Source organism: Anaeromicrobium sp., from assembly GCF_025210435.1.
Classification (GTDB): Bacteria; Bacillota; Clostridia; order Peptostreptococcales; family Thermotaleaceae; genus Anaeromicrobium.
Genome location: NZ_JAOART010000148.1, coordinates 1 through 25,592 on the forward strand (window position 1 = coordinate 1; position 25,592 = coordinate 25,592).

Below are 25,592 nucleotides of genomic sequence, written 5' to 3' on the forward strand. Positions count from 1 at the left end.
TCACAAGCGAAAGTGTGAATCTTCGTATATAGGTTCATGTGTCATGTTGGAGTAGCATAGGATGTTGTGACGTTCCAGGGTTCCAAAGATTTTCAATATATTTTCCCTTATAGGCAAGTTACTGTATAAAGAAAGCTTAGTGTTGCGAAATCTATAAGGCATATGAAAAGAATAAATTAGTCTTTTCATATGCCTAAATTTTTACAACTCTCTCAAATTGGGATCTACCCTTTAATCTTAATATTAAAAATGGATTGTATACTGCATCAGTAACCGTACTATCCTTTGATGATTCTATTATGGAGTAATCCACATACAAATAGTCTTCATCACTGTATAATTCTTTTAAATTAATATTATATCCTACATCATTTTGTTTTTTACCTACTATTAATAAATAAGTTTGTCCATTAATTACTTGAGAATGGAAACCTTCCTTATGTTTATTATTGAGTATCCACGTGGATAATTGTTCCTTATTAGATATTTTTTCAACTTTCATGGTTGTGTAAGCTAGGGAATTATTTTTAGAGTTATATTTAAAACACCCATATAATAATATGATAGATACGCATATTAGACTTATGATAAACAAGATTTTTTTCACGATAAAGTGCCCCCTATACTGATTCTTCATAATGTTAGACTTATTATAACTTAAAAAGTTCCTGGAAAAAATTAAAAATAGATTAAAATTATGTTACAAAAATATTATTAATATATCTACCCAATAATAAGAACCTTAAAATTAAATGTGGAAATTATATAGATTTCTGGTGTACAAACTTGCTTTATGCCGGCCTACTTCAGGAAAATATATTGAAAATTTTTTCCATTGAAGTCCTTGTCACAAGCGAAAGTGTGAATCTTCGTAGATAGGTTCATGAGTCATATTGGAGTAGCATAGGATGTTGTGACGTGCCTCAATTCCAAAAATTTTCAATATATTTACCTTCGTAGGCAAGTTACTGTATAAAGACAGCTTAGTGTTACGAAATCTATAAAGGAAATAATAATAAAAAAAAACATAATTTTAAAAGGGGAACATTATTTATATAATATACGTCATAAATATGTACAAAACATTAAAGAAGAATAATCATGTTAAGAAATTATAAGAAGGGGAGATGAAAATGAAGGGGATTATATGTAAAATTTTAGTGTTAATGCTCTTGCTCACTAGTTTTGGAAGTACCATGGCCTTTGGTGAAGATATGGGATTAGAGGATGCAATACATAAAGCTAAAGAAAAAGTTAATGTACCGGATACGTATAAAAAATTTGATTATAATGTGTATACCATAAGTGATAAAAAAATATGGGGAATGAATTGGATAAATGAAAAGACTAGTGAATCTATTCATGTATCCGTTAATGAAGATGGAGAGATGATATCCTATAGATATTACGATGGGAAGTACCATAAAGAAAATAAAATACCTAGATATAGTAAGGATGATGCCATAAAAATTGCCAAGGATTTTATAAAGGAAATGGACTATAGTTTACTAGATAAGGTGAAATATGAATATGATAAAAAAGAAAAATTACCTGTTAGGCAATATCGTATGTTTTTTTATAGGGTAATAGACAATATTCCCTTTTATGAAAATGGTATAGAAGTAAGTGTAGATTCCCATAGGGGAAAAGTGATTAGTTACAATAAAATGTGGGATAATATAAAATTCCCTAGTAACAAGAATATTATTAGTGAAGAAAAGGCTAAGGAAATATTTAAAAAGGATCTAGGATTAGAATTGGTTTATAAATTTAAATATGAAGAGGACGCTGTAAAAGCCTATTTAGCATATGTACTCAAGTATGATAGACAAAATAGTATAGATGCTAACAGGGGAGAAGTGGTGAAGGCTGATTATTATTATATTGACTATCCAAGATATGAAAATGTTACTATGAAAGAAGATAAAGCCCTTGGACGCTCCCTGTCTCCAGAAGAACAAAAGGCTGTAGATTCTTCTAAGGATATAATGGGTAAAGAAAAAGCAGAAAAAATAGCTAGGAGTATAGATGAATTAAAAATAGGAAATGAATATGAATTAAAAGATGCTAACATATATAAGGTTCATAGAGAAAATGAAAGATTCAAGTGGGAGTTATATTTCAAAAAGAAAGAAGATAAAGAATATGTAAATGTAAGTGTGGATGCTAAGGATGGGAAGGTATTAAGTTTTTATAAGGGTAGAGATTATACGGATGAAAAGGGAAAATATGAAAAAGAAGAAGCGAAAAAAATAGTAGAAAAATTCTTAGAAAAGTTTTCTGTAGATTATAAGAACACTGCTTATAAGGAGTATGATGAAGTATCCTATGAAAATGTAGAAACTCCTACTTATTACACCTTTACTTATAGAAGACTGGTAAACAATATTCCTGTAAGAGATAATTTCATAAGGGTTACTTTTAACAATATAACAGGAGAGATTCAATCATATAATTTAAATTGGTTTAATGTGAAATTCCCAACAGGAAAAACCATATCCCTAGATAAAGCATATGACATTATGTTTAAACAAATGGGTATGGAACTAAACTATAGAAGAAGATATGAAAAGCCTAAATCAGTACCTATTAACAAAAACTACAATGTGGCTTTAGTATATTCCGTAAAAGGCCATTACCCAGTTATATACCATGGCATAACTGGCAAACTATTAGACCATAATGGAAAACCTATAATAATAGAAATGGAAGAAAACAATAAGGTTATAAGTGGCCATAAATATGAAAAAGAAATGAATGGATTAAGGGAATATGGCATATTGTCAATGAAAAAAGGATTCCAACCAGATGGTAAAATACTTCAAAGGGACTTTTTAAGGTTAACACTAGATGCTTTGGGACAGCATTATAATAAAGATAATATGGATGAAATGTATAGGGTCCTAATTAATGAAAACATCATTAAGGAAGAAGAAAAAAATCCAGAAGGTATGGTTACAGAAAAGGATGCTACTAAGTTCGTAGTAAGGGCCTTAGGCTATGAGGAAATAGCTAAATCAGGAGAAATATTTAAGTATCCATATGATTCTAATAGGCTAGATAAAGAATATATTGGATATATTACTATAGCTAACAAGTTAAGTATTATTAAGGATGAATTCAACCCTAATAAGGATTTAACAAATGGAAGAGCAGCTTATATGATATACAACTATTTAACTAGATAGATTAATACGCAGCCCTTAGCTGCGTATTTTTTATGTATCAATATGTAAGAATTTCTTACATATTGGTAACAATTAAGTTTATTTTAAGAAAAATGTGATATTATTTATATGTTATTCTAAGGTAAAGTTGAGGGGTGATATTTATTAATACTATAGATATTAAAAATGTTAGGAAAGTTTTTAGAGTTGGAGAAGAAAAGGTGGTGGCCTTAGATGATGTATCATTAGAGGTAAAACCAGGAGAGGTATGTTGTTTATTAGGCACATCAGGGTCAGGGAAATCTACTTTACTAAATATGATGGCGGGCCTAGAAAAACCTACTAAGGGTATGATTAGTATAGCAGGTCGTAGGGTTGATAAAATGACGGAGGAGCAATTGGCTACCTTTAGGCAAAAGGAGATAGGATTTGTATTTCAATCATATAATTTGCTTACTGCCCTTACGGCCCTTGAAAATGTCAGTTTACCTTTGACATTCAGAGGGTTTAGTAAAAAGGTTAGGGAAAAGCATGCCAAGGAAATATTAGAGGCAGTAGGTCTTGAAAAATATATAACCCATAAGCCAACTCAGATGAGTGGGGGACAACAACAAAGAGTTGGTATAGCTCGTGCCTTTGTAAGTAAACCTCCTATAGTTTTTGCAGATGAGCCAACGGGAAACCTAGATTCTAGTACTACCAAGGAAGTCATGAACTTAATATTAAAAATAGCTAAGGACAATAATCAAACCTTGATTATTGTAACCCATGATAGAAGTATTGCAAAATATGCAGATAAGGTTGTCTATATATTAGATGGAAATATACAAAAGATAGAAATTAGGGAGGAGAAAGAATGTACAGAAGAATAAGTGCTTTGCTAGTATTACTACTTGCAATAGTTAGTGTTAATACTACTGTTTTTGCCTATGAATACAGTAGTTCACCAAGAATGGTTATAGGAAGAAATATGGATACACCTGTATTTAATGCAGGGGAAGAGGTGAGATTAGCTATTCCTTTAGATAATGATTCTACTTTGAAGGCTCGTCATATACTAATGTATCCCGTTATAGAAGATCCAAATGAATTTCCCTTTGAAATAGATAAGGCTACTATTAAAAAAAATGTAGGATCTATTAATGGCCAGGGAAGTGAAAAAGTTCCATTCTATTTAAAAGTTAAGGAAAATGCTGAGGATAAGGTCTATACGATAAATTTTAAAGTTGATTATGAAGCGGAAAATGGAAGTGCTAGCAGTGATTCTCAAAATCTTTATGTAAGAATAACTAATGATAAGGATCAGCCTAAGGTTAAAATTTCAGATATAAAACTTCCAAGTAAGGAAATACCATCAGGAAAGGTAAGTAAAATAGAATTAGATTTAAATAATAAATCTGATTTAGATATTAAGGGTTTAGAAGTTAAAATAACAGGTTTTGATAATAAGATAACCCTATCTGACTATATGGATATTCAGAAAATAGATAATATAAAAGCTAAAGAATATGCAAAGGTAAAATATAATATAAAAGTTGACTCAGAAGTTGAATCGGGAACTTATAATTTAACTTTAGAAATGAAGTATAAGGACAAATATGATAAAGAATATGAGCAAAAGGAAAATATATATTTACCAATATCAGGGGGAAATGATCAGGAACTGAATTTAGCCTTAGAAAACATATCTAGCCCTAAGGAAGTTTCTCCCAACGAAGACTTTAGTTTGAGTTTCAATTTAAAAAACAAGAGTCCTTATGATGCCAAATCTGTGAAAGTAACAGTGGATCCAGGAGATAATATATTACCAAAATCATCATCTATTAAAAGTGTAGGCACTTTAGGAGCAGGGAAAGAACAACAATTAAAATTTGTGTTATTCGCTAAGGATGGAGCAGAATCTAAGAACTACCCAGTTAAAGTAAGTGTAGAATATAAAATATCAGGAGAAAAAACTCAAACCTTTGAACAATATGTGGGAGTTTTTGTAGATGACAAGGGAGTAAGTCAAAACCCTAAAATAATAATAGATAATTATAACTATGGAAAAGAGTTCATAAAGGCTGGAGAAGTATTTAATTTAGATTTATCTTTCTTTAATACAAACTCAGCCAAGACAGTTAAGAATATAAAGGTAACATTAAAACCAGAAGAAGGTATATTCTCTCCTGTAGGAAGTAGTAATTCTTTCTTTATAGAAAACATAGGAAGTAAAAGTAGAGTTTCTAAGACAATGAAGTTAAAGACAAAGCCTGATGCAAAATATCAGGACTATAACATAACTGTAACCATGGAGTATGAAGATGGTTCAGGAACTAAATATACGGCTGAAGAGACTATAGGAGTGCCTGTAATCCAAGATTCACGATTAGTAGTATCCCATGTGGAACTACCAAATGACATATTTGTAAATACACCAGCAAGTATATCTGTAGATTTTTATAATATGGGAAGATCTCAAATTAGGAACCTTATGATAAATACAAAGGGTGACTTTAGAATAAAAAATGGAACATTATACGTGGGAAATTTAGAAGCTGGAAATGATAACTACTATGATGCAACTATTACTCCTGAAAAGGAAGGAGAAGCTAAGGGAACTGTAATATTTGAATTTGATGATGAGGTTGGAAATCACCAAATAATAGAAAAGGAAATAAGTATAAATGCCCAAAAGGAACCAGAAATAGAAATGCCTGAAATGCCTAAAGAAGAAGAAAAATCTTCTAAAACAAAATGGATAATAGGACTTGCTATTTTAGGAGTAGGAGGATTCATTTTCTATAGAAAGCGTAAAAAGAAAACAGAGGAAGTGGGTATAGATGAATAGTTTAGACCTCTTTAAAATGGCATTTAATAACTTATGGAGAAAGAAAACTAGGACCTTTTTAACTGTACTAGGTGTAATAATAGGGACTACCTCTATCGTAGTAATGATATCCCTAGGCATAGCAATAGATACGGAATTTAAAAAGAGCATGGGAGAAATGGGAGATTTAACAGTTATAGAAGTTAATGCAGATGGATACATGTACAGGGATGAATCTGATAGTAGGGATAAAAAAGATGTTAAGCTAGACGATACGGCCATAGCTACTTTTAAGAAAATAGATGGAGTAGAGGCTGTGACTCCTGAGAAAAGAATGCATATGAGAATTGGAGTAGGAAAATATATAGCTGACATGAGAGTCATAGGGATAGACCCAAGTGTTATGAAAGACTTTGGTCTTGAAGTAGAAGAGGGAAGGTTATTAGCTCCAGGAGATAAGACAGTTTTAGTATTTGGTAAGGACACTTTAGAATTTTTTAGAAATCCTAGAGTTAGAAACGAAGAAGAACCTCCCACTGTGGATGTACTGGGAAATAAGTTAATATTAACATCAGATAGATACTTTGGAGAAAGAAATGCAAAACCTCCTTCAGATTACAAAGCTCCTAAGCATTATGCGGCCAAGGGAGTAGGTATATTAAAAGAAGGTGGCAGAAATGGTTACAGGGCCTATATGAGCATAGAAGAGATGTTAAAGATAGAAGAAGAAGACGAAAAAACAAAAAAGGATTCATCAAACAGAAGAAGAGATAGGGATGAAAATAAATATGAAACCATAAAAGTTAAAGTTAAAGATGTGGAAAGTGTAGAAAGCGTAGAGACTGTTATAAAGAATATAGGATATGAGACCTTTAGTTTAACGGATATGGTAAATAATATGAAAGAAACAACTCAAAAGATAGGGTTAATACTAGGGGGTATAGGTGGCATAAGTTTATTAGTAGCTGCCATTGGTATTACAAATACTATGATAATGAGTATATATGAAAGAACTAGAGAAATAGGTGTAATGAAGGTAATTGGAGCTAAGCTTTCTGATATTAAAAAATTATTTTTAATAGAGGCGGGCATGATAGGCCTTACGGGAGGATTAGCAGGACTTACTTTCAGTTATCTAGTATCCTTTGGATTAAATAAGCTGGCAGGAGGTATGATGGGTGGAGGACCTGACACAAAAATTTCTGTCATATCTATAGAATTAGCCCTAGGAGCCCTAGTATTTTCATTTATCATAGGAGTTGTGGCAGGATATTTACCTGCAAGACGTGCCATGAACTTAAGTGCTCTTAAGGCAATCAAAAATGAATAAATCAATAGAAGACCACTAATTATGGTGGTCTTTTTACTTATATATTTAAAGGTGAAGTTTATATTATAATTAACTAAAAGAAATATGACGAGGTAAAATATGAAAAAGAAGATTTCAACATTAATAATAATTATTGGATTAATAATTATTTTATATCCAAAGGTAGAAGAAACCTATAACAATTATGAACAAGAAAAATTAATTAAATATTGGGAAGAAAATATGTCCTCTATAGATAGTGACGTAAATGCCTTAGAGGAAGATAAAGAAAATTTATTAGGAGAAAATGATACAATTATTCATGATAAAACTCTTAATAATGAAATTGATCTAGAGATTTCTAATGAAAAGGAAATTAGAGAAGAGAAAAAAAGAAAAGAAGAAGAAAGAAACCTTAGACAAGTATATATAGATGAGCATATGGAAGGCATGCTTAAGATAGATAAAATAAATTTATATTTGCCAATTTTAACAGATGCAACTAAAGAAAATCTAAAAATTTCTGTGTCCAGCATAAAAAATACGGGAAAGACAGGTCAAATAGGTAACTATGCCATAGCAGGTCATAGAAGTAAGACATATGGTAGGAATTTTAATCGTTTAGATGAACTCACTGAAGGAGATTATATAAAGGTTTTTCATAAATCTAAGGAGTATGTTTATATTGTCACAGAGAAGCTTTTAGTAAAACCTAATGAAGTATGGGTTTTAAGTGGAAATGGAAATGACAAGGAAATTACTTTGATTACCTGTGATCCTATGATTAATCCAACCCATAGACTAATAATTAAGGGAATGATTATAAAAGAAGAATAATCCTAGCTATAATTTGTATGTTTTCTACAAATTGTGATAAAATAGAATAAAATTAAACAATTTATATTAAAAATTATTCTTCACCGATAAGGGCAAACCAAGGGAAATCTTGGGACGCAAAGCTAAAGGGCCTTACATTAGATGGTAGCCAGTTTTCGAAGGAGGAATTTTATTATGCTAAAAAAAGTATTAGTATGTTTTATTATGGTAGTGATTTTTACTACAAATTTTTCATTTGCAGAGGATGATCATATTTTTGATAAAAGTCAATTACATAAGGGGGTTATCAGTGGAAATTACCATATAAATAATATTCATGGGATAAAAATTATGATACAAAAGGGAAAAGATAAACATTTTTATAATTTGGAGAAAAATAAATATTATCCTTTGGCCTTTGGTAATGGAGAGTATTTTATTGCCATACTAGAATCGGTTGAAGGAAAAAAATATAAGGTAGTAGCCCATGAAAAAATAAATTTAAATTTAAAGGATGAAAACATTGTATATTTAAATTCAACGCAAACTATAAATTGGAATAATAACATGGAATCAATAATAAAAGCTAAGGAATTAACAAAAAATCTGAAGACAGACAAAGAAAAAATTACAGCTATTTACAAATATATTATTAACAATATTTCCTATGATAATGAAAAAATCCCTTATATTAATAAGAACTATGTTCCCAATATAGAGATTACATATGAAGTGAAAAAGGGAATTTGTTATGACTATACTTCTTTATTTGCTTCCATGTTAAGAAGTATAAACATTCCTACAAAACTAGTTAAAGGAAATAAAAATGATATAAATACTTACCATGCTTGGAACGAAGTTTATATTAGTGATACAAATGAGTGGATTATAATAGATACTACTTACGATGCTCATTTACTTAAAAATAATTTATCCTATTCCATGATTAAGAATTCAAATGAATATTTTTCAAAGGGAAAATATTAATGAATATTATAGAAAATAAAATAGAAAATGAAATGCATGTCCAATGGATAGTTTAATATAACTATTCCATTGGATATTTTAATATACATATAATACGAAAATTCTACCTTTTCATACGTTTTTTCTTACATTTTGTGAAATAAGAACCATGACAAAAGGACTAAATGATAAAATATTAAATAATACCTGATGAAGTGCCACACGTTTTCAAAAATATAGCTTATGAGCTTTATAATGAACTGAAATTCATTATAAAAAGGGGGGATTTCAATTTTAAATTATAAAAATTTAATATGGAAGGAGGCTCTTGATGAAGAATTTTTACAAGGGTAGTAATCCATGGGTAAGTTTATTTACCATTGTAGTTTTATTGCTACAAGTTTTTCTACCATTTATTCAGATTGTTGGATTTGCTGCTGATGATAGTGGTGGATTAACAATTAGCCAGTCTGTTAATAAAACTAAAATAAAACCAAAGGAAGAAATTACTGTTAAGTTAGATTATTCCAGTTCTAATATTGATAATAACTTTTATGATGTGGAATTATCCTATACTCTACCCCCTGGTGCCATATACAAATCAGTAACTAGGTCAGGTCATGTTATAGAAGACCCCATATATGATCCATCCACAAGAAGGGTAACTTTCAAATTAGGAGATAGACTTTCAACTACTGATAAAAGCTTATTTCCATCGGGGGGGAATGGATTTGTAGAGGTTAAGTTTGCATTTCCTAGTCCAAGTGTATATCCTAATGGGAAAACTATAAAGTTAAATAAAGCTGAGCTTAAAGGAAAGCTTAATAGTTCTTCTGGAACTTTGAAAACAGCATATGGTAATATTGTAAACTTGACCATGTCCTTGGCAGATAGTTGGATTATTACTAAAACAGCACCAAAAACCGCTACAATTTCTACTAATCCAAATCAAAAGGAATTGAAAGTAGATTATACTATTAATTTAAGTGGTGGAAATATAAATCTTAAGGATGTGGAAATAGTAGATACTCTACCCCAAAATGGAACATTTGTATCATCAACTATTACACCTACTAGCAGAAATGGCAATACATTAACTTGGAAATTATCAGATGTTATTGCTGGTAAAACTACATCTATAAATGTGAAAATAAAATTTCCCATATTTAGAAATTCAGGTGATGTGGGGGTAAAAGAAGGAGATAGTCGTAGAAATAGTGTTTCTGTTACAGGGTATCCCATAGAAATGAAGGATGATGGCACCATAGGAAAATGGTCCCAAAAGATAGACTTTAAAGAATCATCTGCCAGTGCTACTACTGGATTTATTAAGTCTACGGCAGTTTGGAAAGTAGACACTTCTGGTCCAGAGAAGGTAAAACTTACTAAAGATCCTAGGGTAAAGGAAGTGCAAGTAGGTTATAATGTACGTTTAATTAATGGTGATATAGATTTAAAGGACGTGGATTTATCCTATAGATTACCAGATGATGTAATATATAAATCCTCAGAAGGTGGAGTTTACGATGAAAACAATCACACAATTAATTGGCACTTTGAAGATGTTTCTGTAAGCAATCCTCCAAATAAAAGAGTTGTAGTAAAATATAAGATTGATAGACAAGGTAGTGGAATTGGTGTAAAACATAATTCTATACGATCAAATACTGCTATGGCAAGGGCATATCCTATAGAAATAAAGGATGGAAAGATTGTTAAAGGGGATACACCTGTAACATTCAATCCAGCTAGTCATAGTATAACTACTAAATTTATTAATTCAGATGAACAGTGGTATATATATAAGGGAGCTTTATCAAAATATACTATTCCAAATGATGATTCAAAGAATACTAAAGAAATGGTATACACAATTACATTGAATACTACGGATAATGGGGATTATAATATACCCTTAAAAGAGGTAACCATAATAGATACATTGCCTCAAGATGCCCAATATATATCATCAAGTATTAATCCAATTAGTATGGTAGGTAATAAGATTACTTGGAAGCTTACGGATGTATCTCCTAAAAATACTCCAAGTATAATTGTTAAAGTAAAATATCCTATAGATAGGAATAATTTGGGAATTGGAGTAGTGCCTAATTCTACACGTACCAACTCTGTTTTTGTGGAAGGATATCCTATTGAATTAGATCATAATGGAGATGAAATAAAGTCTTCTGAAAAATTAGTATTTAAAACTAATATAGCCAATGCTACTACTAATTTTGTAAGTCCACCAGATCCTAAGCCTAAATTTAATCTAGGAATTTATGATTATAATTCCGATAAAAATTTTGGTCATGGAGATGAAATAATCTACACAATTGACTTTAATAATATAAAAGATAATGGTCATACCCTATCTAATGTGGTTATTACAGATGAAAATTTATCAGAACATATAGATTTTAAAGAAATATATTTGGGAAGGTCTTTACTATCTGCAAATTATACCTTTGCATATAAGACTAATAAAAAGGGATGGATAAATGATAGTACATCTCGTAATACTCAAAGTGAAAATATAATAAATATAAGCTCATTGAGTTTAGATAGTGATGAATATATAAGGGGTATTAGGTTAATATATGATACTATTCCTGTAAACTTTAAATTTTCAGAAAAGATAAAGTTAAAGGGAATGGTAAAGAGTTTAGCAAGTAATAATTCATTCATTGAAAACAATGCTAATTTAGAATATGGATTTAATGTATTTACAGGTAATACAAGAAAGTCCTTATCTGATGGCATAAATTTTAAAGTACTAATAGATAAGGCTTGGATTTCCCATTTGGAAAAGAAAAAACTTACTGAAGATGAAAACTATGCCCACTACACTTTAGAAGACATAGAGTTTGAATTATTAGCTACAAACCATGGCCGATTAGGAACGGGTTCCTTGAAAAAACCTATTTTAATAGATGTGGTTCCTAATGGATTTGAATATTTAAGCAACAATAAGTGGAAAAGCACATGGAATACATTAAATGGACATATACCAGAACCAAAATTTGAAAAATACGAGAATTATCCAAACCTTGGTGAAACCACACTAAAATGGTATTGGAATGATTATGACCTTCCAAAGGGTAAAAGTATTAGATTAAAGTATGATCTGAGAATCAAAAGTTATGCAGATGTAGGAGTACATACTAATAAATTATATATGATAAGTGAAGGTGAATACTTAACAAGTGCTGGTATTAATATTGAACCTGATAGTGAGGATTTAGACAAGGACCCTACTACTAGTAACCGTCTAGTGGGAAATCCATCAAATATTAAAGTTAGGGAAACACCTGCCCTTAATGCCTATAAGTGGGTAAGAGGAGAATTTGATGGTGATAATTACAAACGTCTTAATGAAAAGGGAAGTACAACACCTGGAGGTTCTGCTGACTATAAATTAGAGGTCTTTAATGGAGGAAATGTTCATGTAAATAATATTGAAATTATAGATATTCTTCCTTACATTGGAGATACGGCAGTGTTAAATCCTAGTCAGAAAAGAAAATCCCAGTGGAGTCCCTATTTAATAAAAAAATTAAGTGAAGGAAATTTACCTATAGTAAAGGATTCTAATGGAATTATAACCCATGCCAATGTGGAAGTATATTATAGTACAGCTACAGACCCAGTCCGTAAAAAGGGAACGGGAGAAATAGGAAGTGAAAATCCTAATTGGTCTAAGAAACCACCTAGTGATATTACTAGTGTTAGGTCCTTAAAATTTTTAATAAATGGTTTTGATGATTCTAGAGGACTAGAACCAGGTAATATACTTACTCTACATTGGAAAATGAGATCTCCTGTGGGAGCTCCCACTAGTGGTGAGGTTGCATGGAACTCTATTAGTATGAGTGGAGAAACATTAGATAGTAAAGGAGATAGAGTATCCTTACTGCCAGCTGAGCCCCTAAAGGTGGGTATTGAAGTTAAAACAAATCCAATTGGGGAAATTGGGAATTTCATATGGTTTGATAAAAATAATGATGGATATCAAAACGATGGGTATGATGATCAATCGGCAGGCATAAATGGAATTACTGTTAATCTTCACAAGAAGGATTCGGGAACAGATAATTGGAATATAGTAGATACAACCTTAACAGGAAATGATCACCAAGGAAATCCTGGATATTATTTATTTCCTTATTTAGAAAGGGGTAATTATTATGTATCCTTTGAAATACCTAATTATTATAAGGTAGGCAAGAAGGATGCCCATATACCTGAAACAACAACAAATGATGATTCTAAGGATTCGGATGGATACGAAGACGGGTCTACTATACGTACAGCTGAAATGGTTATAGACACTAGTAGTGAGTCTACACGTAAAAACCATAATGTAGATTTAGGATTAATCCAGTCAAGTGGATTGCCTAGTCTTAATGTGAAAAAGACAGCCATAGGGTATAAGAAAACTGATGGCACAGAAGTTTTATTTAATGGAACTAAAGGACCAGTAAATAAGGATGAAACCATACTTTATGAGATATTAGTTGAAAACAATGGTACAGTTCCCCTTAATAATATTAGATTAGAAGATGAAATGGTAAATGAAGGATTTAAATTTACTAAGGCCACATTTACAGATCCTAATTCTAATGAAAAGGAATTTGAACCTATAGATGAAGATCTTAATGTGATTTATAAAGATACTCCTAATACATTGACTGTAAATACATTAGGAGTAAATGAAAAATATGAATTTTATGGAGAATATAAAGTTATTGAAGCAGATGCTAATGAAGCTTGTGATAATAAAAACCCTGTGAAAAACACATTAAAGGTATGGGCTAATGAGTTAAAGGATAATACAGACCCTACCAATCCACCATGTAAGGAAGTGGAAGAGACAGTACATATATCAGCCCTACGTTTAGAAAAGATAGTTTCTCAAATTAAAAGAAAAGAGAAGACGGAATTTGAAAATGTTACAGATATATCTAATTTAGCCGTTGAAGTGGGAGATATTATAAAGTACAAGATTACTGCATACAACGAAGGAAGTATAGATTTAGACCATGTAAAGATAGATGATCCTAAAGTAAATCTATTACAACACGACCTTGGAACTATAGAAAAGGGTAACTCAAAATTTATTGAAGTACCATACACTGTATCAGAATCTGATTTATCAAGTTCTATTTTAAATGAAGCCTTCGCTACAAATGATCATATTCGATATGAAGTAAAAGGGGAAAATAAAGTTTATGTTAAAGACCTTACAGTTACAAAAACTGTAACGAAGATAAATGGAAAGGCAGCAAAGAAAAGGGATGGTAAGTTCATTGCTAATGTGGGGGATAAGATAGAATATACCATATCATTTAAAAATACAGGAAATTCTCCCCTGACAAATGTTAAGATAATTAAAGACGAATTAAGAACTTCTAGAAATTCTGATTCTCCTGATACATTAGAATCGGATAAAGTAGTTTTTTCTACTTTAGGTGTTGGACAAAGGAAGGTCTATAAGATCAATTATATAGTAAAAGAAGAAGATATAGGAAGCAAAGGTACTACCCTACCTATTAATAATTATGTAGAAGCTATTAGTGAAGATACACAAATAATAAAGACGAGTAGTGTAAATGTGGAAATAGCCCATTTAGAAATTGAAAAAACAGCAGATAAGGGGCCTTATGCTGTGGGAGATTCAGTTAATTACACAATAGAAGTGACAAATAAAGGAAGTGTCGATCTTAACAATATAAATATTAATGATCCTCTACTTGCTGATATAACAAACAAAAAAATCACATTACTTGCAGATAGGACAAGCTTAAATAATTCACAGATACTAAAGGGTTCTTACATGGTAAAATCATCTGACTTACTAGAGGGGTCGGATAATAATATTGAGAATGCCAAGATAAAAAATACTGTGACGGCTAAACATGACTATATAGGTACTAAGGATGCTAATGTAGTAGTAGATACATTTGGAATAAATCTTGAAAAAACAGTATATATTGGTTCTTACCAATCTGGTCAAGTGGGGGGAGAACTTGCTGTAGGTCTAAAGGATCAACCGGTCACTTACATATTTACTGTAAAAAATACGGGAAGTACACATTTAGACCATATTAAGATTACAGATTTAAACTTGAAAAATAGTTCTGGACATGATTTAACCCAAGGTCATATGAACAAAGTAAGGGGTCATTTGCCTCTAGTACCTGGTGAGGAAGTAGCTTATTATTATGAGACAAATATTAATGGCGATTTAACAAATACTGCTAGGGTTACAGGGAATCCAGTTGATCTTAATGGAGATGATATAGGTAAAATTCCAGAGGATAAAAATCCTTATGATAGTGATACGGCCCAGGTAGATGAAGTAGCTCCAAAGATAACCATTGATAAATCTATACTAACTGGTCATGGTGATACAGTTACCAAATCAGTGTATAGGGAAACAAATGATCCAATAACATATGTATTTACTGTAAAAAATGAAGGAGATACTTATATAAACAATATTTCCATTGTTGATGAACCTTTAGGACTTAAACCTAATACATGGCCTACAAGGGGAAAAGTGTTTTTAGGACCTGGAGAAACTACAACTTACCAATATAAGAGTACAGTAGAAGGTTCTCTTACAAACATTGCTAAAGCCATAGGAGATGCTACAGATTCAAATAAAAATAAATATCCTAAAATTCCACTTGTTGAAAGTAAGGAAAGTAGTGCCAAAGTATATGTGGTAAATCCACAGGTAGAAATAGAAAAGACAGTGGCTAATGGACATATAGACCATATTAGTAAATCATCTGATGTGGTAAGTGATTATAAGGATGGACCTATTACCTATTTCTTTAGGGTAATTAACAAGGGGGATACATATCTTCACAATATTAGAATAAATGATTCAAAGCTAGGTATAAATAAATCTAAAATGCAGTTAGGAAGTGGAGATGATACTAAGGCATTAGCTTCTGGAGATGACATAATCTATTACTATCATACTAAAATTAATGGTGATATTACTAACGAAGGAGAAGTTATAGCTACTCCATCAGACTCAAGTGGTAATAAATTAGTAGGTATATTAGATGATGTATCCCATGAGGATACGGCCAATGTTAAAGTATTGGGTAAAATAGGAGACTATGTATGGCTAGATTCTAATGCTGATGGAATACAAGATAGTGATGAAAAGGGTATTAAAGGAGTTAAAGTTACTTTAACAAATGATTCAAATACTACTAATAAACATAGGATTACAGATATTCATGGTAAATATTTATTTGAAGATCTAGAATCAGGTAAATACACTATCACAGTAGATACAAATACCCTAACCCCTAATGGACTAGTAATATGTAAGGATTCTTATCCAAAAGATTTAAGTTCAGATAGTACAACAAAGGTTACCCTTAAAGATGGTGAGATTATTCATACTGTTGACTTTGGGTATAAACACTCAGGAAAGTTAGAAGGAATAGTTTGGATGGATTTCAATAAAAACGGTAAGAAAGATTCAGAAGAAGAAGGTCTTGAAAATATTATTCTTAGTCTTACACGTAAAGGGGATAATAAAACTTTTAAAGAGGCTACTACTGATGGGGATGGTAAATACACCTTCAATGATTTACCAGAGGGTGAATACATTGTAAAAGTAACTATGCCCGAGGATAAGAAGCTAGAACAAGTTTATGATCCTGATGGTACCCTTGATCATATGAATACTGTTAAACTACCTGCTGGAGGTAAAAAAGATAAGATAGATTTTGGATATCTTTACTCAGGTGCTATAGGTGATACAATATGGTATGACTTAGATGAAGATGGTATAAAAGATGAAGGTGAAGAGGGTATTAAAGGAATAGGGGTAAGGTTAGTTCGTAACTCAGATGGTAAGAACTTTACTACTAAAACAGATTCAGAGGGTAAGTATATATTTAATGACTTACCTAAAGATAAATATGTTGTAACAGTGACTATGCCTAAAGATAAAAGGTTAAAACAAGTATCTGACCCTGTAAATAACAAATCATCTGATGACACCTATGAACCTAAAAATTCTTATACTATTGATTTAGATAAGGGTGAACAAAATCTAACAGCAGATTTTGGATATAATCATACAGGTTCTATTGGAGATTATGTATGGCTAGATCTAGATGGTGATGGAGATGAAGATCTTCATGAAAAGGGTATTAAACATATTAAACTCATATTGAAGGATAAATCAGGAAAAATATCCGACAAAAGGGTCATAACAGGTAATGATGGAGAATATCTATTTGAAAAATTACCTTCTGGTGAGTACACCATTGAAGTAGATATATCAACCATACCTAAATATTTAAAACCTAGTTATGATTTAGATAGTACTCCTGATAATCATACTTCAGTAAAGCTATCCCTTGGAGAAAACAAAAAAGATGTGGACTTTGGGTATGTAAGTACAGGGTTCATAGGAGATAGGGTTTGGAAAGATGAACATGATTATGGAGTCCATAATAGGGATGAAAAGGGTATTGATGGTGTAAAAGTAACCCTATATCTTAAAGAAAACCATGTTTTCAAAGAAAAAGGGATTACTACTACTAAAGATGGTGGTAAATATTTCTTTGACAAACTTATTATGGGAGAATACAAAATAGAATTAGATGAAAGTACCCTTCCAGAAGAAAACATGTATGTAACATATAATTTGGATGGAGAAAAGGATAATACTACAACAGTTATTTTGTCTGAAGATAACATATCAACAGACAAAGTGGATTTTGCATATAGATCAGCCATTCCAAACTTGACTATCCAAAAGGAAGCTAACAAAGAAAATGTGGAAATTGGTGATACTATAGAATATACATTTACTATAAGGAATGAAGGGGAGACTGTTGTAGAAAATGTATATGTAGAAGATGATATGTTAAGCTTTAGAAAAAACATGGGAACTTTAACAGTAGGTCAAGCCGTATATGAAAAGGTAGAGTATATGGTATTACAAAGGGATATTCCAGATTCAAATATTAAAGTGGCTAAAACCTATGACATTGTAAATATAGCCCAAGTTTATAGTGACCAAACGGAAAAAGAATCTTCTAATGAATGTATAGTAAAACTTAATACAAATCCTGGATTAATGTTGAAAAAAACAGGACCTAGAGGAACTGTTCAAATTGGAGATGAAATTGAATATTCTCTATTCCTTATGAACGAGGGAGATACAGTGGTACATCATGTGTACTTAGAGGATGAATTAATAGGATTTAGTAAATACATAGATGAGCTTACTGTTGGTGAAGCTGTATACGAATCAGTACATTATACTGTTAAAGAAAAGGATGCACCTAAGCTTAAAAACATAGCCACGGCAAAAAGTAAAGAGACGGGTACTATAAGATCTAATGAGTGGATTGTAGATGTTCAAATTAATCCAAATCTAAGATTTATGAAATCAGGTCCTATAGGTTCTGTTAAAGTTGGAGATGACATATCATATTTATTCAGTGTACAAAATATAGGTGATACTGTAATAAAAAGTGTATATGTGGAAGACTCCATGCTGAATTTTAGTAACATAATTGAAGATCTTAAGGTAGGTAGCTCGAAGGAACTTCATCCAAATACTTATAGGGTAACACAAGAGGATTATTGGAGAGGATTTATAACAAATAGGGCAGAAGCTTATTTTACAGTATCTGAAACTGTTTATGGCTCCGTATATAAATCTGAGAAAATCACTTCCACATGGACCATACCTGTAATTGAAGCAGATAAAGATCTGAAGATAGAAAAAACTGTAGATAAAAAATCTGCTAAAGTGGGAGATGTGCTTAACTACACTATTAAAGTAACAAATACAGGTGACGTTAGATTAGATAATATCCATATTATAGATCCTTTAATCCATTTAGATGACATTATATCACTTGAAAAGGGTGAATCTAAAGTGTTCACGGGAACCTATAGGGTGAAAAAATCTGATGAACATAAGGGCAAAATCATTAATAAAGCCATAGCAGATAGTAAGGATACGGATTCTGTAAGCAGTATTGTAGAAACAAAAATAGTAAAAGAACCGGACGATGGTTCTTCAACTGACAGTGGTGGTTCAACTGGTGGAGGTGGTGGCGGTGATTCAACGCCAGATAAACCTGATAAACCAGATAAACCAGATAAACCAGATAAACCAAGTGGTGGAGGTGGTGGAGGTAATCCTCCTAAGTCAGAAGAACCGGAGGAACCAAAGGAACCAGAGGTGCCTGTAACAGAAGAAGTACCAAAGAATGAAGAAGTACCAAAGGAATTAGAGGAATCTAAATCACAGGATACGCCAAAAGAACCAGATCAATTAAATCTAAATAAAGTAACTAATGAGGATACACCAATAAATGGGGTTGTGAAAGTTCCAGAGGGTGGTATGGTTAATATAAAAGAAGAACCATCAAATGGAAAAGTAACTATTGATGAAAATGGAAATTGGAAGTACACGCCAAATCCAGGCTTTGTAGGTAAAGATAAATTCACAATAAGAGTTACGGATGAAAATGGAAATGAAGAAGAAATTATAGTAGAAATAGATGTGGAAGAAATACCCCTTGGAATTATGAGTACCCTTCCAAAGACGGGAGAAGAAAATAATTTAGGATTATATCTATTTGGCTCCATGTTAATTTTAGTTGGTGTAATATTGAGAAGAAGGGTTATATAATTTAATAAGACAGGGGTTTGTCCCCTGTCTTATTTTAGTATAATTGAAATTTTTAATTTTCAAATGCTAATATTCAAGTAATTGTTTCAATAAAGATGCTTTATTTCTGCTTACAGGGATTTTCTTATGACAATTTTTTAAAATTATATCGTATGCATATCTAATACAAGGAATAAGACGTTGAATTTTATCTAAGTTTATTAAATAACTCTTGTGGCATCTAAAGAAGTTTTGATCTCCTAATTTATTTTCATAATAATTTAAAGTTTTGGAGGAACTATATTTATAATCTTTTGTCTGGATAGTAATGGTTTTTCCATTAGCTTCAAAATATAAAATATCTTCAATAGGTAGAAGGACAATATCGCCACTATCATTTGCAAATATTTTCTTGAAAGTATCATTATAATTAGAAGTCACATCCAATATGTTTTTATGATTTAAATTTGAATTATATTTTAATAACTTATCTATACATTGATCCATTCTACGGGGCAAAATTGGTTTAAGTAAATAGTCAATTGCATTTACTTCAAAGGCATTTAGGGCATATTCATCATAGGCAGTAACAAATACAATTTTAATGTTTTCAAACATATTAATGATCTGCCCAGCAAGGGATAAACCATTTATAGTAGGCATATCTATATCTATAAAAAGAACATCTGGATTCAATGTTTTAAGATTTCCCAATGCCTCAAGGGGATTAGAATAGACTCCTACGATTGATATTTGTTCATATTTATTTAAAATTTTAGTAAGAAGGTTTAATGCACTTTTTTCGTCATCAATTAATACGGCTTTCATCATATATAACCTCCTGTTTTCATAATAAAAGTAATTTTATTTAAAAGGGATATAAGAGTATTTTTTTGTAACCCTATATTAGAAATATATGCCCATTTACTACTAGCGTTTTACTCTTTATATAATACCCTATCATCAATAGAATCAATAGACTTGCATCCGGTAAGGACCATAGCCGACTTAATATCTGATTTTAATCTATCTAAATAGATTCTTACACCTTTATCCTGTCCACCAAAGGAAGTCATAACAAAGGGTCTACCAATTAATACGGCATCAGCCCCTAGGGCAATCATCTTAATTACATCAATTCCACTTCTAACTCCACCATCAGCAAGGATAGTAATCTTTCCACCTACAGCCCTTGAGATTTTAGGAAGAACATCTGCCACACCAGGAGTGTGATCTAGAACCCTTCCTCCATGGTTAGACACTACTATGGCATCTGCTCCTGTTTCTACAGCAAGTTCTGCTTCATCTACGGTCATAATCCCCTTTAATATGAAGGGTAAATTAGTACTATCTACAATTTCTTTTATCTCGTCTACTGTTTTTGGTGTTACAGGTTTTCCATGGAGGGCCAATGTGATTAGACCACAGGCATCAATATCCATACCTACTGCAAAGGCACCAGCCTTCTCTGCTTTTTTAATTTTCTCTATAACATTTTTATTCTCCCAGGGCTTTATTATTGCAATTCCTTGTCCGTTGTATTTTTCCAAAGTTTCTAGATTTTTAATCAAGAATGAATCTACAGCCGTATCTCCTACCATAGGATAGATACCACCATCTAGGCAACCCTTTATAACCCAAGATATATATTCTTCCTCAGAAAATTTACCTCCCATGTTTAAAGTTGTCCCTGAAACAGGAGCAGCAAACACGGGAATATCTAATTCTTTTCCAAATAAATGTATAGATGTATCCGGATCCTTAACATTATGTATAGTTCTCATATTTACTTTATATTTATTTAAAGATAATACATTAGATTTAAAGGAACTACCAGTACCCTTTCCTCCCATTCCAGGAACTTGGCCACTACAAACGGTACCATCACATACTTTACATACACTACAACTTCCTCTTAGATTTAATCGTCCATCTCTTAATACATCAGGAAAATTCATTTAAATACCTCCTTAAGTTCTTCTCTTAATAAATATTATAAGTTTCAATTGGCAATTTGAAAAGAGTCATATGCTTATTAGGCATATTTAAAAAATAAATTAGTCATTTCACTGGTTATTTGAATTATTTCTTTCATATGCCTTATTAAAAATCTATATAAAAGTTTAAAATAGTTTATAATATAATGGTAAATGAGCGTTTATAGATTCATTATTTATAAACTTGCTTTATGTGAGCCTACTTCAGGAAAATATATTTTAATTTTTATCCATCTAAGTCGCCTGTCACATGCTAAAGTGTAAATTTTAAAACTAGGTTCATGTGTTATGTTGACTATGCTTAAGATATAGTGACGCTCCAGATTCCTAAAAATTAAAATATATTTTCCTTCGTAGGCAAGTTACTGTATAAAGTAAGCTTAGTGTTACGAAATCCATACAATATAATTTCTAAAAAGAGGGGGAAAAATATAATATGAAGCATTTAGTAAAAAGAGTAGCGGCAGTACATGATTTGTCAGGGTTTGGAAGAGCATCCTTGTCTGTTATAGTACCCATACTATCCACTATGAAAGTTCAGGTGTGTCCATTACCTACAGCCGTTTTGTCTACCCATACGGGAGGATTTGAAGGATATAATTTTATAGATTTAACAGAGACCATGGAACCTACCATAGAACATTGGGAAAAATTAGGCATAAATTTTGATTGCATATATAGTGGTTTTTTAGGATCTCCTAAACAAGTTAATATAGTATCAAAATGTATAGATACCTTTAAAAGGGAAGACAATATAGTAGTAGTAGACCCTGTTATGGGGGACAATGGAAAACTATATGATACTATGGATGATGAAATGGTAACTAATATGAGAGGATTAATAAAGAAAGCAGATATAATAACTCCTAATTTTACGGAAGTAATGTATCTTTTGGGAGAAGACCCAGGAAAAGAACCAGATCCTAAAAATATAAAGGAGTATCTTATGAGGCTTTCTGAAATAGGGCCTAATATAGTTATAATAACTAGTGTTCCAGATAAGGATAAGAGAACTAGTGTAGTTGCCTATGATAAAAAATTCAATAGATTTTGGAAAGTAAGTTGTGAATACATACCAGCCCACTATCCTGGAACTGGAGATTCTTTTACTAGTGTAGTTATAGGAAGTTTATTACAGGGAGACAGCTTACCAATGGCATTAGACCGTGGAGTACAATTTATAAGTTCTTGCATTAAGGCCAGTTATGGTTTTGATTATAAGGAAAGGGAAGGTATTTTACTAGAGTTAGTTTTAGAGAATTTAAAAATGCCTATACTCATGAGTAGTTATGAATTATTAGAATAAAAAATTTAAAAAAGTCCTTGCATTTAACAAAGAGAAAATGAACATAATAATTTGTAAGGAGTGTGATTTGATTGAATTTTTATGATGTAATAAATAAAAGAAGTAGTGAGAGAAGTTTTAAAGATACACCCATATGCGAAAAGAAAATGGGAAGGATAATGGAAGCTACCATGAAATCTCCTTCTTGGAAAAATCAAAGTTCTTACAAAATCATTTTAGTAAATGAAAAATCAGAAAAGGATAAATTGGCTGGAGCTGTTATGAATGATGGAAATAACGGAGAAAATGCTTTAAGAGAGGCTCCAATGGTGGCCGTTGTAGTAGGAAATCCAAATGTTTCTGGAAAAATTGGAGACAAAGAATACTATTTAGTAGATGGAGCCATTGCCATGGAACATCTCATTTTGGCAGCTACTAATGAAGGTTATGGTACTTGCTGGATCGGTGCAATTGATGAGGCTACGGTAAAGAGTACTTTGAACATACCTGATGAATACAAGGTTATAGGTGTGACTCCCATAGGAGAAGTAAATAAACATGAAGCACAAGACAGTAATACTCATATGTCTGATCATGTGTTCATAAACAAATGGGAAAATAAATTTAATAAGGACAAACTTAACTAAGTTACTTAAAATGTAGTTTGACAATTCTGCTCATGTTAATTTATACTAAATGAGGTAGTATACTATTTATAAAATAGTATGGTAGATTAAATTGTTTTTTTAAGAGTAAGATGGCAGAATAGTAGGACAACATTATAGTAATTAAATTTTTTAGAATATTACTATGCCCTCCTGCGGAGGGCTTGTATTATTGAGAGTTAAATTATCCACTAAGGGTGAGATTTCTTAATAATATGAGTCCACCATCTGGAGGGTTTTATTATTTTAAGGCGGTGATAATATGGAGCAAAATAATTCTAGAGAAACTTGGGGTTCAAAATTAGGGTTTATATTAGCTTGTATAGGATCTGCCATCGGACTTGGAAACATATGGATGTTCCCTTGGAGATTGGGACAATTTGGAGGCGGAGCATTTTTAATACCATATTTAATCTTTGTATTCCTATTAGGAACTACAGGACTTATGGGAGAGTTTGCCCTTGGGAGATCTCAACAAAGGGGAGCCATAGGAGCATTTGAGAAAGTTTTTAAAGAAAAGAAACTTCCTGGAGGAACATTAATAGGAACCATACCTGTAATAGCTCAGACGGGTGTATTTATATTTTATTCTGTAGTTGTAGGATGGGTATTGAGATTCTTTGTATTTGCCCTTAGGGATGAATTTAAAACTATGGATATAAATACGGCCTTTGGGAATTTTGCAGGTCATACGGAAAGTATAGGTTGGACTATAGGTGCCATACTTATAACATTGTGTATAGTAATTTTAGGTGTTAAGAGTGGAATTGAAAAAGTAAGTAAAGTAATAATGCCTGCTCTATTTGGTATTTTTATTATGCTTATGATAAATACTCTACTATTAAAGGGGTCTATGGAAGGAATTAAATACCTATTATTACCTGATTGGTCTTATCTTTTAAAAATAGACACTTGGGTAATGGCATTAGGGCAAGCTTTTTTCACTGTTTCACTAGGAGGAGCAGGTATGGTTGTTTTGGGAAGTTATTTACCAAAGGAGATGGATATACCTTCATCCGCATTTAGTACAGCACTATTTGATACACTAGCAGCCCTAATGGCAGCGTTTATTATAATACCTGCAGCCTTTGCCTTTGATTTAGATCCAGGAGCAGGACCACAATTATTATTTATAACTATGCCAAGAATATTTAATATGATGGGTGGAGGATATGTATTTGGAATACTATTTTTCCTATGTTTAGTATTTGCGGCCATATCCACAGAAATAGTACTCATGGAAGTTGCTGTGGAAGCATTTATGGATAAATTGGGTATGAAAAGGACTAGTAGTGCTTTATTGACAGCTTGCATAGGAATTGGAACTGGATGCCTTTTAAGTACAAATATGGAGTGGTTTGGCAAGTTTGCTGACATGGTTGCCATATACTTATTGCCATTTAGTGCTCTTTTAGCAGCCATAGCATTTTTCTGGATTTATGGAATAGATAAAGCTAGAAATGAAATCAATAGAGGTGCTAAAATAAAAATGGTGAAACATTGGGAAATATTAGCTAAATATATATTTGTATTTACAGCAACGGCAGTTTTAATTTTAGGAATTTTATATGGGGGAATAGGTTAAGGCATATTCAAAAAATAAATTAGTCATTTCACTGGTTATTTGAATTACTTTCTTCGTTATGGAATCGCTTACATATATTCAATATGCTCGCTCACCATGTCTTGAAAATAATCCAAATCCCTCAGAAAACTGATAATTTTATTTCTTTCATATGCCTAATAATTAGGATAAAGGATGGTTAAATGTTAACCATCCTTTAATTATTTTTGGAAATGAATGTATAAGTATGCAAATATATATATAAACTAGTTCTCCTTACTGTGTTTGTAAATGTATACATGTTTGATATACTTATAATATAAAATATGGTGGGGAGCGTGA

The 25,592-nt window shown here is 31.6% G+C and carries 13 protein-coding genes and 1 riboswitch; of the genes, 10 read left to right on the plus strand and 3 right to left on the minus strand.

Going from position 1 to position 25,592, the window contains the following annotated elements:
• Positions 1–193 precede the first annotated feature (193 nt).
• A complete protein-coding gene (locus tag N4A57_RS18335) occupies positions 194–607 on the minus strand; it encodes a protease complex subunit PrcB family protein (RefSeq protein ID WP_293659555.1) in 414 nt (137 codons plus the stop codon).
• Between the two features lie 526 nt (positions 608–1,133).
• On the opposite strand from N4A57_RS18335, the gene N4A57_RS18340 reads away from it, so the two are divergent.
• The 7 genes from N4A57_RS18340 to N4A57_RS18370 all read left to right on the plus strand — a co-directional run bounded on the left by N4A57_RS18340 (position 1,134) and on the right by N4A57_RS18370 (position 19,760).
• On the plus strand, positions 1,134–3,188 hold the full coding sequence (locus tag N4A57_RS18340) for a YcdB/YcdC domain-containing protein (protein WP_293659556.1): 2,055 nt from the start codon (positions 1,134–1,136) through the stop codon (positions 3,186–3,188).
• Positions 3,189–3,322: 134 nt separating this feature from the next.
• Entirely contained in the window at positions 3,323–4,039 is a 717-nt protein-coding gene (locus tag N4A57_RS18345; protein WP_293659557.1) for an ABC transporter ATP-binding protein, read from the plus strand.
• Entirely contained in the window at positions 4,024–5,997 is a 1,974-nt protein-coding gene (locus N4A57_RS18350; protein ID WP_293659558.1) for a COG1361 S-layer family protein, read from the plus strand. The genes N4A57_RS18345 and N4A57_RS18350 overlap by 16 nt, the downstream gene beginning before the upstream one ends.
• Positions 5,990–7,306, plus strand: a complete 1,317-nt coding sequence (locus tag N4A57_RS18355) for an ABC transporter permease (RefSeq protein ID WP_293659559.1) — start codon at positions 5,990–5,992, stop codon at positions 7,304–7,306. Before N4A57_RS18350 ends, N4A57_RS18355 begins: the two co-directional genes overlap by 8 nt.
• 99 nt (positions 7,307–7,405) lie before the next feature.
• Complete coding sequence (locus N4A57_RS18360) at positions 7,406–8,122, plus strand: class D sortase (RefSeq protein ID WP_293659561.1); 717 nt, start codon at positions 7,406–7,408, stop codon at positions 8,120–8,122.
• Between the two features lie 81 nt (positions 8,123–8,203).
• Positions 8,204–8,282, plus strand: a riboswitch (cyclic di-GMP riboswitch).
• A gap of 14 nt (positions 8,283–8,296) precedes the next feature.
• Positions 8,297–9,088, plus strand: coding sequence for a transglutaminase-like domain-containing protein (locus N4A57_RS18365; RefSeq protein WP_293659563.1), 792 nt, complete (start codon positions 8,297–8,299; stop codon positions 9,086–9,088).
• A 310-nt stretch (positions 9,089–9,398) separates the two neighbouring features.
• Positions 9,399–19,760: an SdrD B-like domain-containing protein gene (locus N4A57_RS18370; RefSeq protein ID WP_293659564.1), complete on the plus strand. Its 10,362-nt coding sequence runs from the start codon at positions 9,399–9,401 to the stop codon at positions 19,758–19,760.
• Between the two features lie 66 nt (positions 19,761–19,826).
• Here the strand turns inward: N4A57_RS18370 and N4A57_RS18375 are convergent, their stop codons facing one another.
• Both N4A57_RS18375 and N4A57_RS18380 read right to left on the minus strand, forming a co-directional pair.
• Complete coding sequence (locus N4A57_RS18375; protein WP_293659566.1) at positions 19,827–20,570, minus strand: LytR/AlgR family response regulator transcription factor; 744 nt, start codon at positions 20,568–20,570, stop codon at positions 19,827–19,829.
• 107 nt (positions 20,571–20,677) lie between these two features.
• On the minus strand, positions 20,678–21,697 hold the full coding sequence (locus tag N4A57_RS18380; RefSeq protein ID WP_293659567.1) for an alpha-hydroxy-acid oxidizing protein: 1,020 nt from the start codon (positions 21,695–21,697) through the stop codon (positions 20,678–20,680).
• Positions 21,698–22,172: 475 nt separating this feature from the next.
• Here N4A57_RS18380 and N4A57_RS18385 point away from each other — a divergent pair, with 475 nt between their 5' ends.
• From N4A57_RS18385 to N4A57_RS18395, 3 genes are all read left to right on the plus strand, one after another.
• Positions 22,173–23,042 (plus strand): pyridoxamine kinase, encoded by an 870-nt coding sequence (locus N4A57_RS18385; protein ID WP_293659568.1) that lies wholly within the window; start codon positions 22,173–22,175, stop codon positions 23,040–23,042.
• A 71-nt stretch (positions 23,043–23,113) separates the two neighbouring features.
• Positions 23,114–23,668 carry a nitroreductase family protein gene (locus tag N4A57_RS18390; RefSeq protein ID WP_293659569.1) on the plus strand — a complete coding sequence of 185 codons (555 nt, stop codon included), beginning with the start codon at positions 23,114–23,116 and terminating at the stop codon, positions 23,666–23,668.
• A gap of 280 nt (positions 23,669–23,948) precedes the next feature.
• Entirely contained in the window at positions 23,949–25,271 is a 1,323-nt protein-coding gene (locus tag N4A57_RS18395; RefSeq protein ID WP_293659570.1) for a sodium-dependent transporter, read from the plus strand.
• Positions 25,272–25,592: the final 321 nt, after the last annotated feature.

Coding starts and splice junctions, on each gene's coding strand:
- N4A57_RS18340 (WP_293659556.1), top strand. CDS start 1,134: ATGAAGGGGATTATATGTAAAATTTTAGTGTTAATGCTCTTGCTCACT.
- N4A57_RS18350 (WP_293659558.1), top strand. CDS start 4,024: ATGTACAGAAGAATAAGTGCTTTGCTAGTATTACTACTTGCAATAGTT.
- N4A57_RS18355 (WP_293659559.1), top strand. CDS start 5,990: ATGAATAGTTTAGACCTCTTTAAAATGGCATTTAATAACTTATGGAGA.
- N4A57_RS18360 (WP_293659561.1), top strand. CDS start 7,406: ATGAAAAAGAAGATTTCAACATTAATAATAATTATTGGATTAATAATT.
- N4A57_RS18365 (WP_293659563.1), top strand. CDS start 8,297: ATGCTAAAAAAAGTATTAGTATGTTTTATTATGGTAGTGATTTTTACT.
- N4A57_RS18370 (WP_293659564.1), top strand. CDS start 9,399: ATGAAGAATTTTTACAAGGGTAGTAATCCATGGGTAAGTTTATTTACC.
- N4A57_RS18375 (WP_293659566.1), bottom strand. CDS start 20,570: ATGATGAAAGCCGTATTAATTGATGACGAAAAAAGTGCATTAAACCTT.
- N4A57_RS18380 (WP_293659567.1), bottom strand. CDS start 21,697: ATGAATTTTCCTGATGTATTAAGAGATGGACGATTAAATCTAAGAGGA.
- N4A57_RS18385 (WP_293659568.1), top strand. CDS start 22,173: ATGAAGCATTTAGTAAAAAGAGTAGCGGCAGTACATGATTTGTCAGGG.
- N4A57_RS18395 (WP_293659570.1), top strand. CDS start 23,949: ATGGAGCAAAATAATTCTAGAGAAACTTGGGGTTCAAAATTAGGGTTT.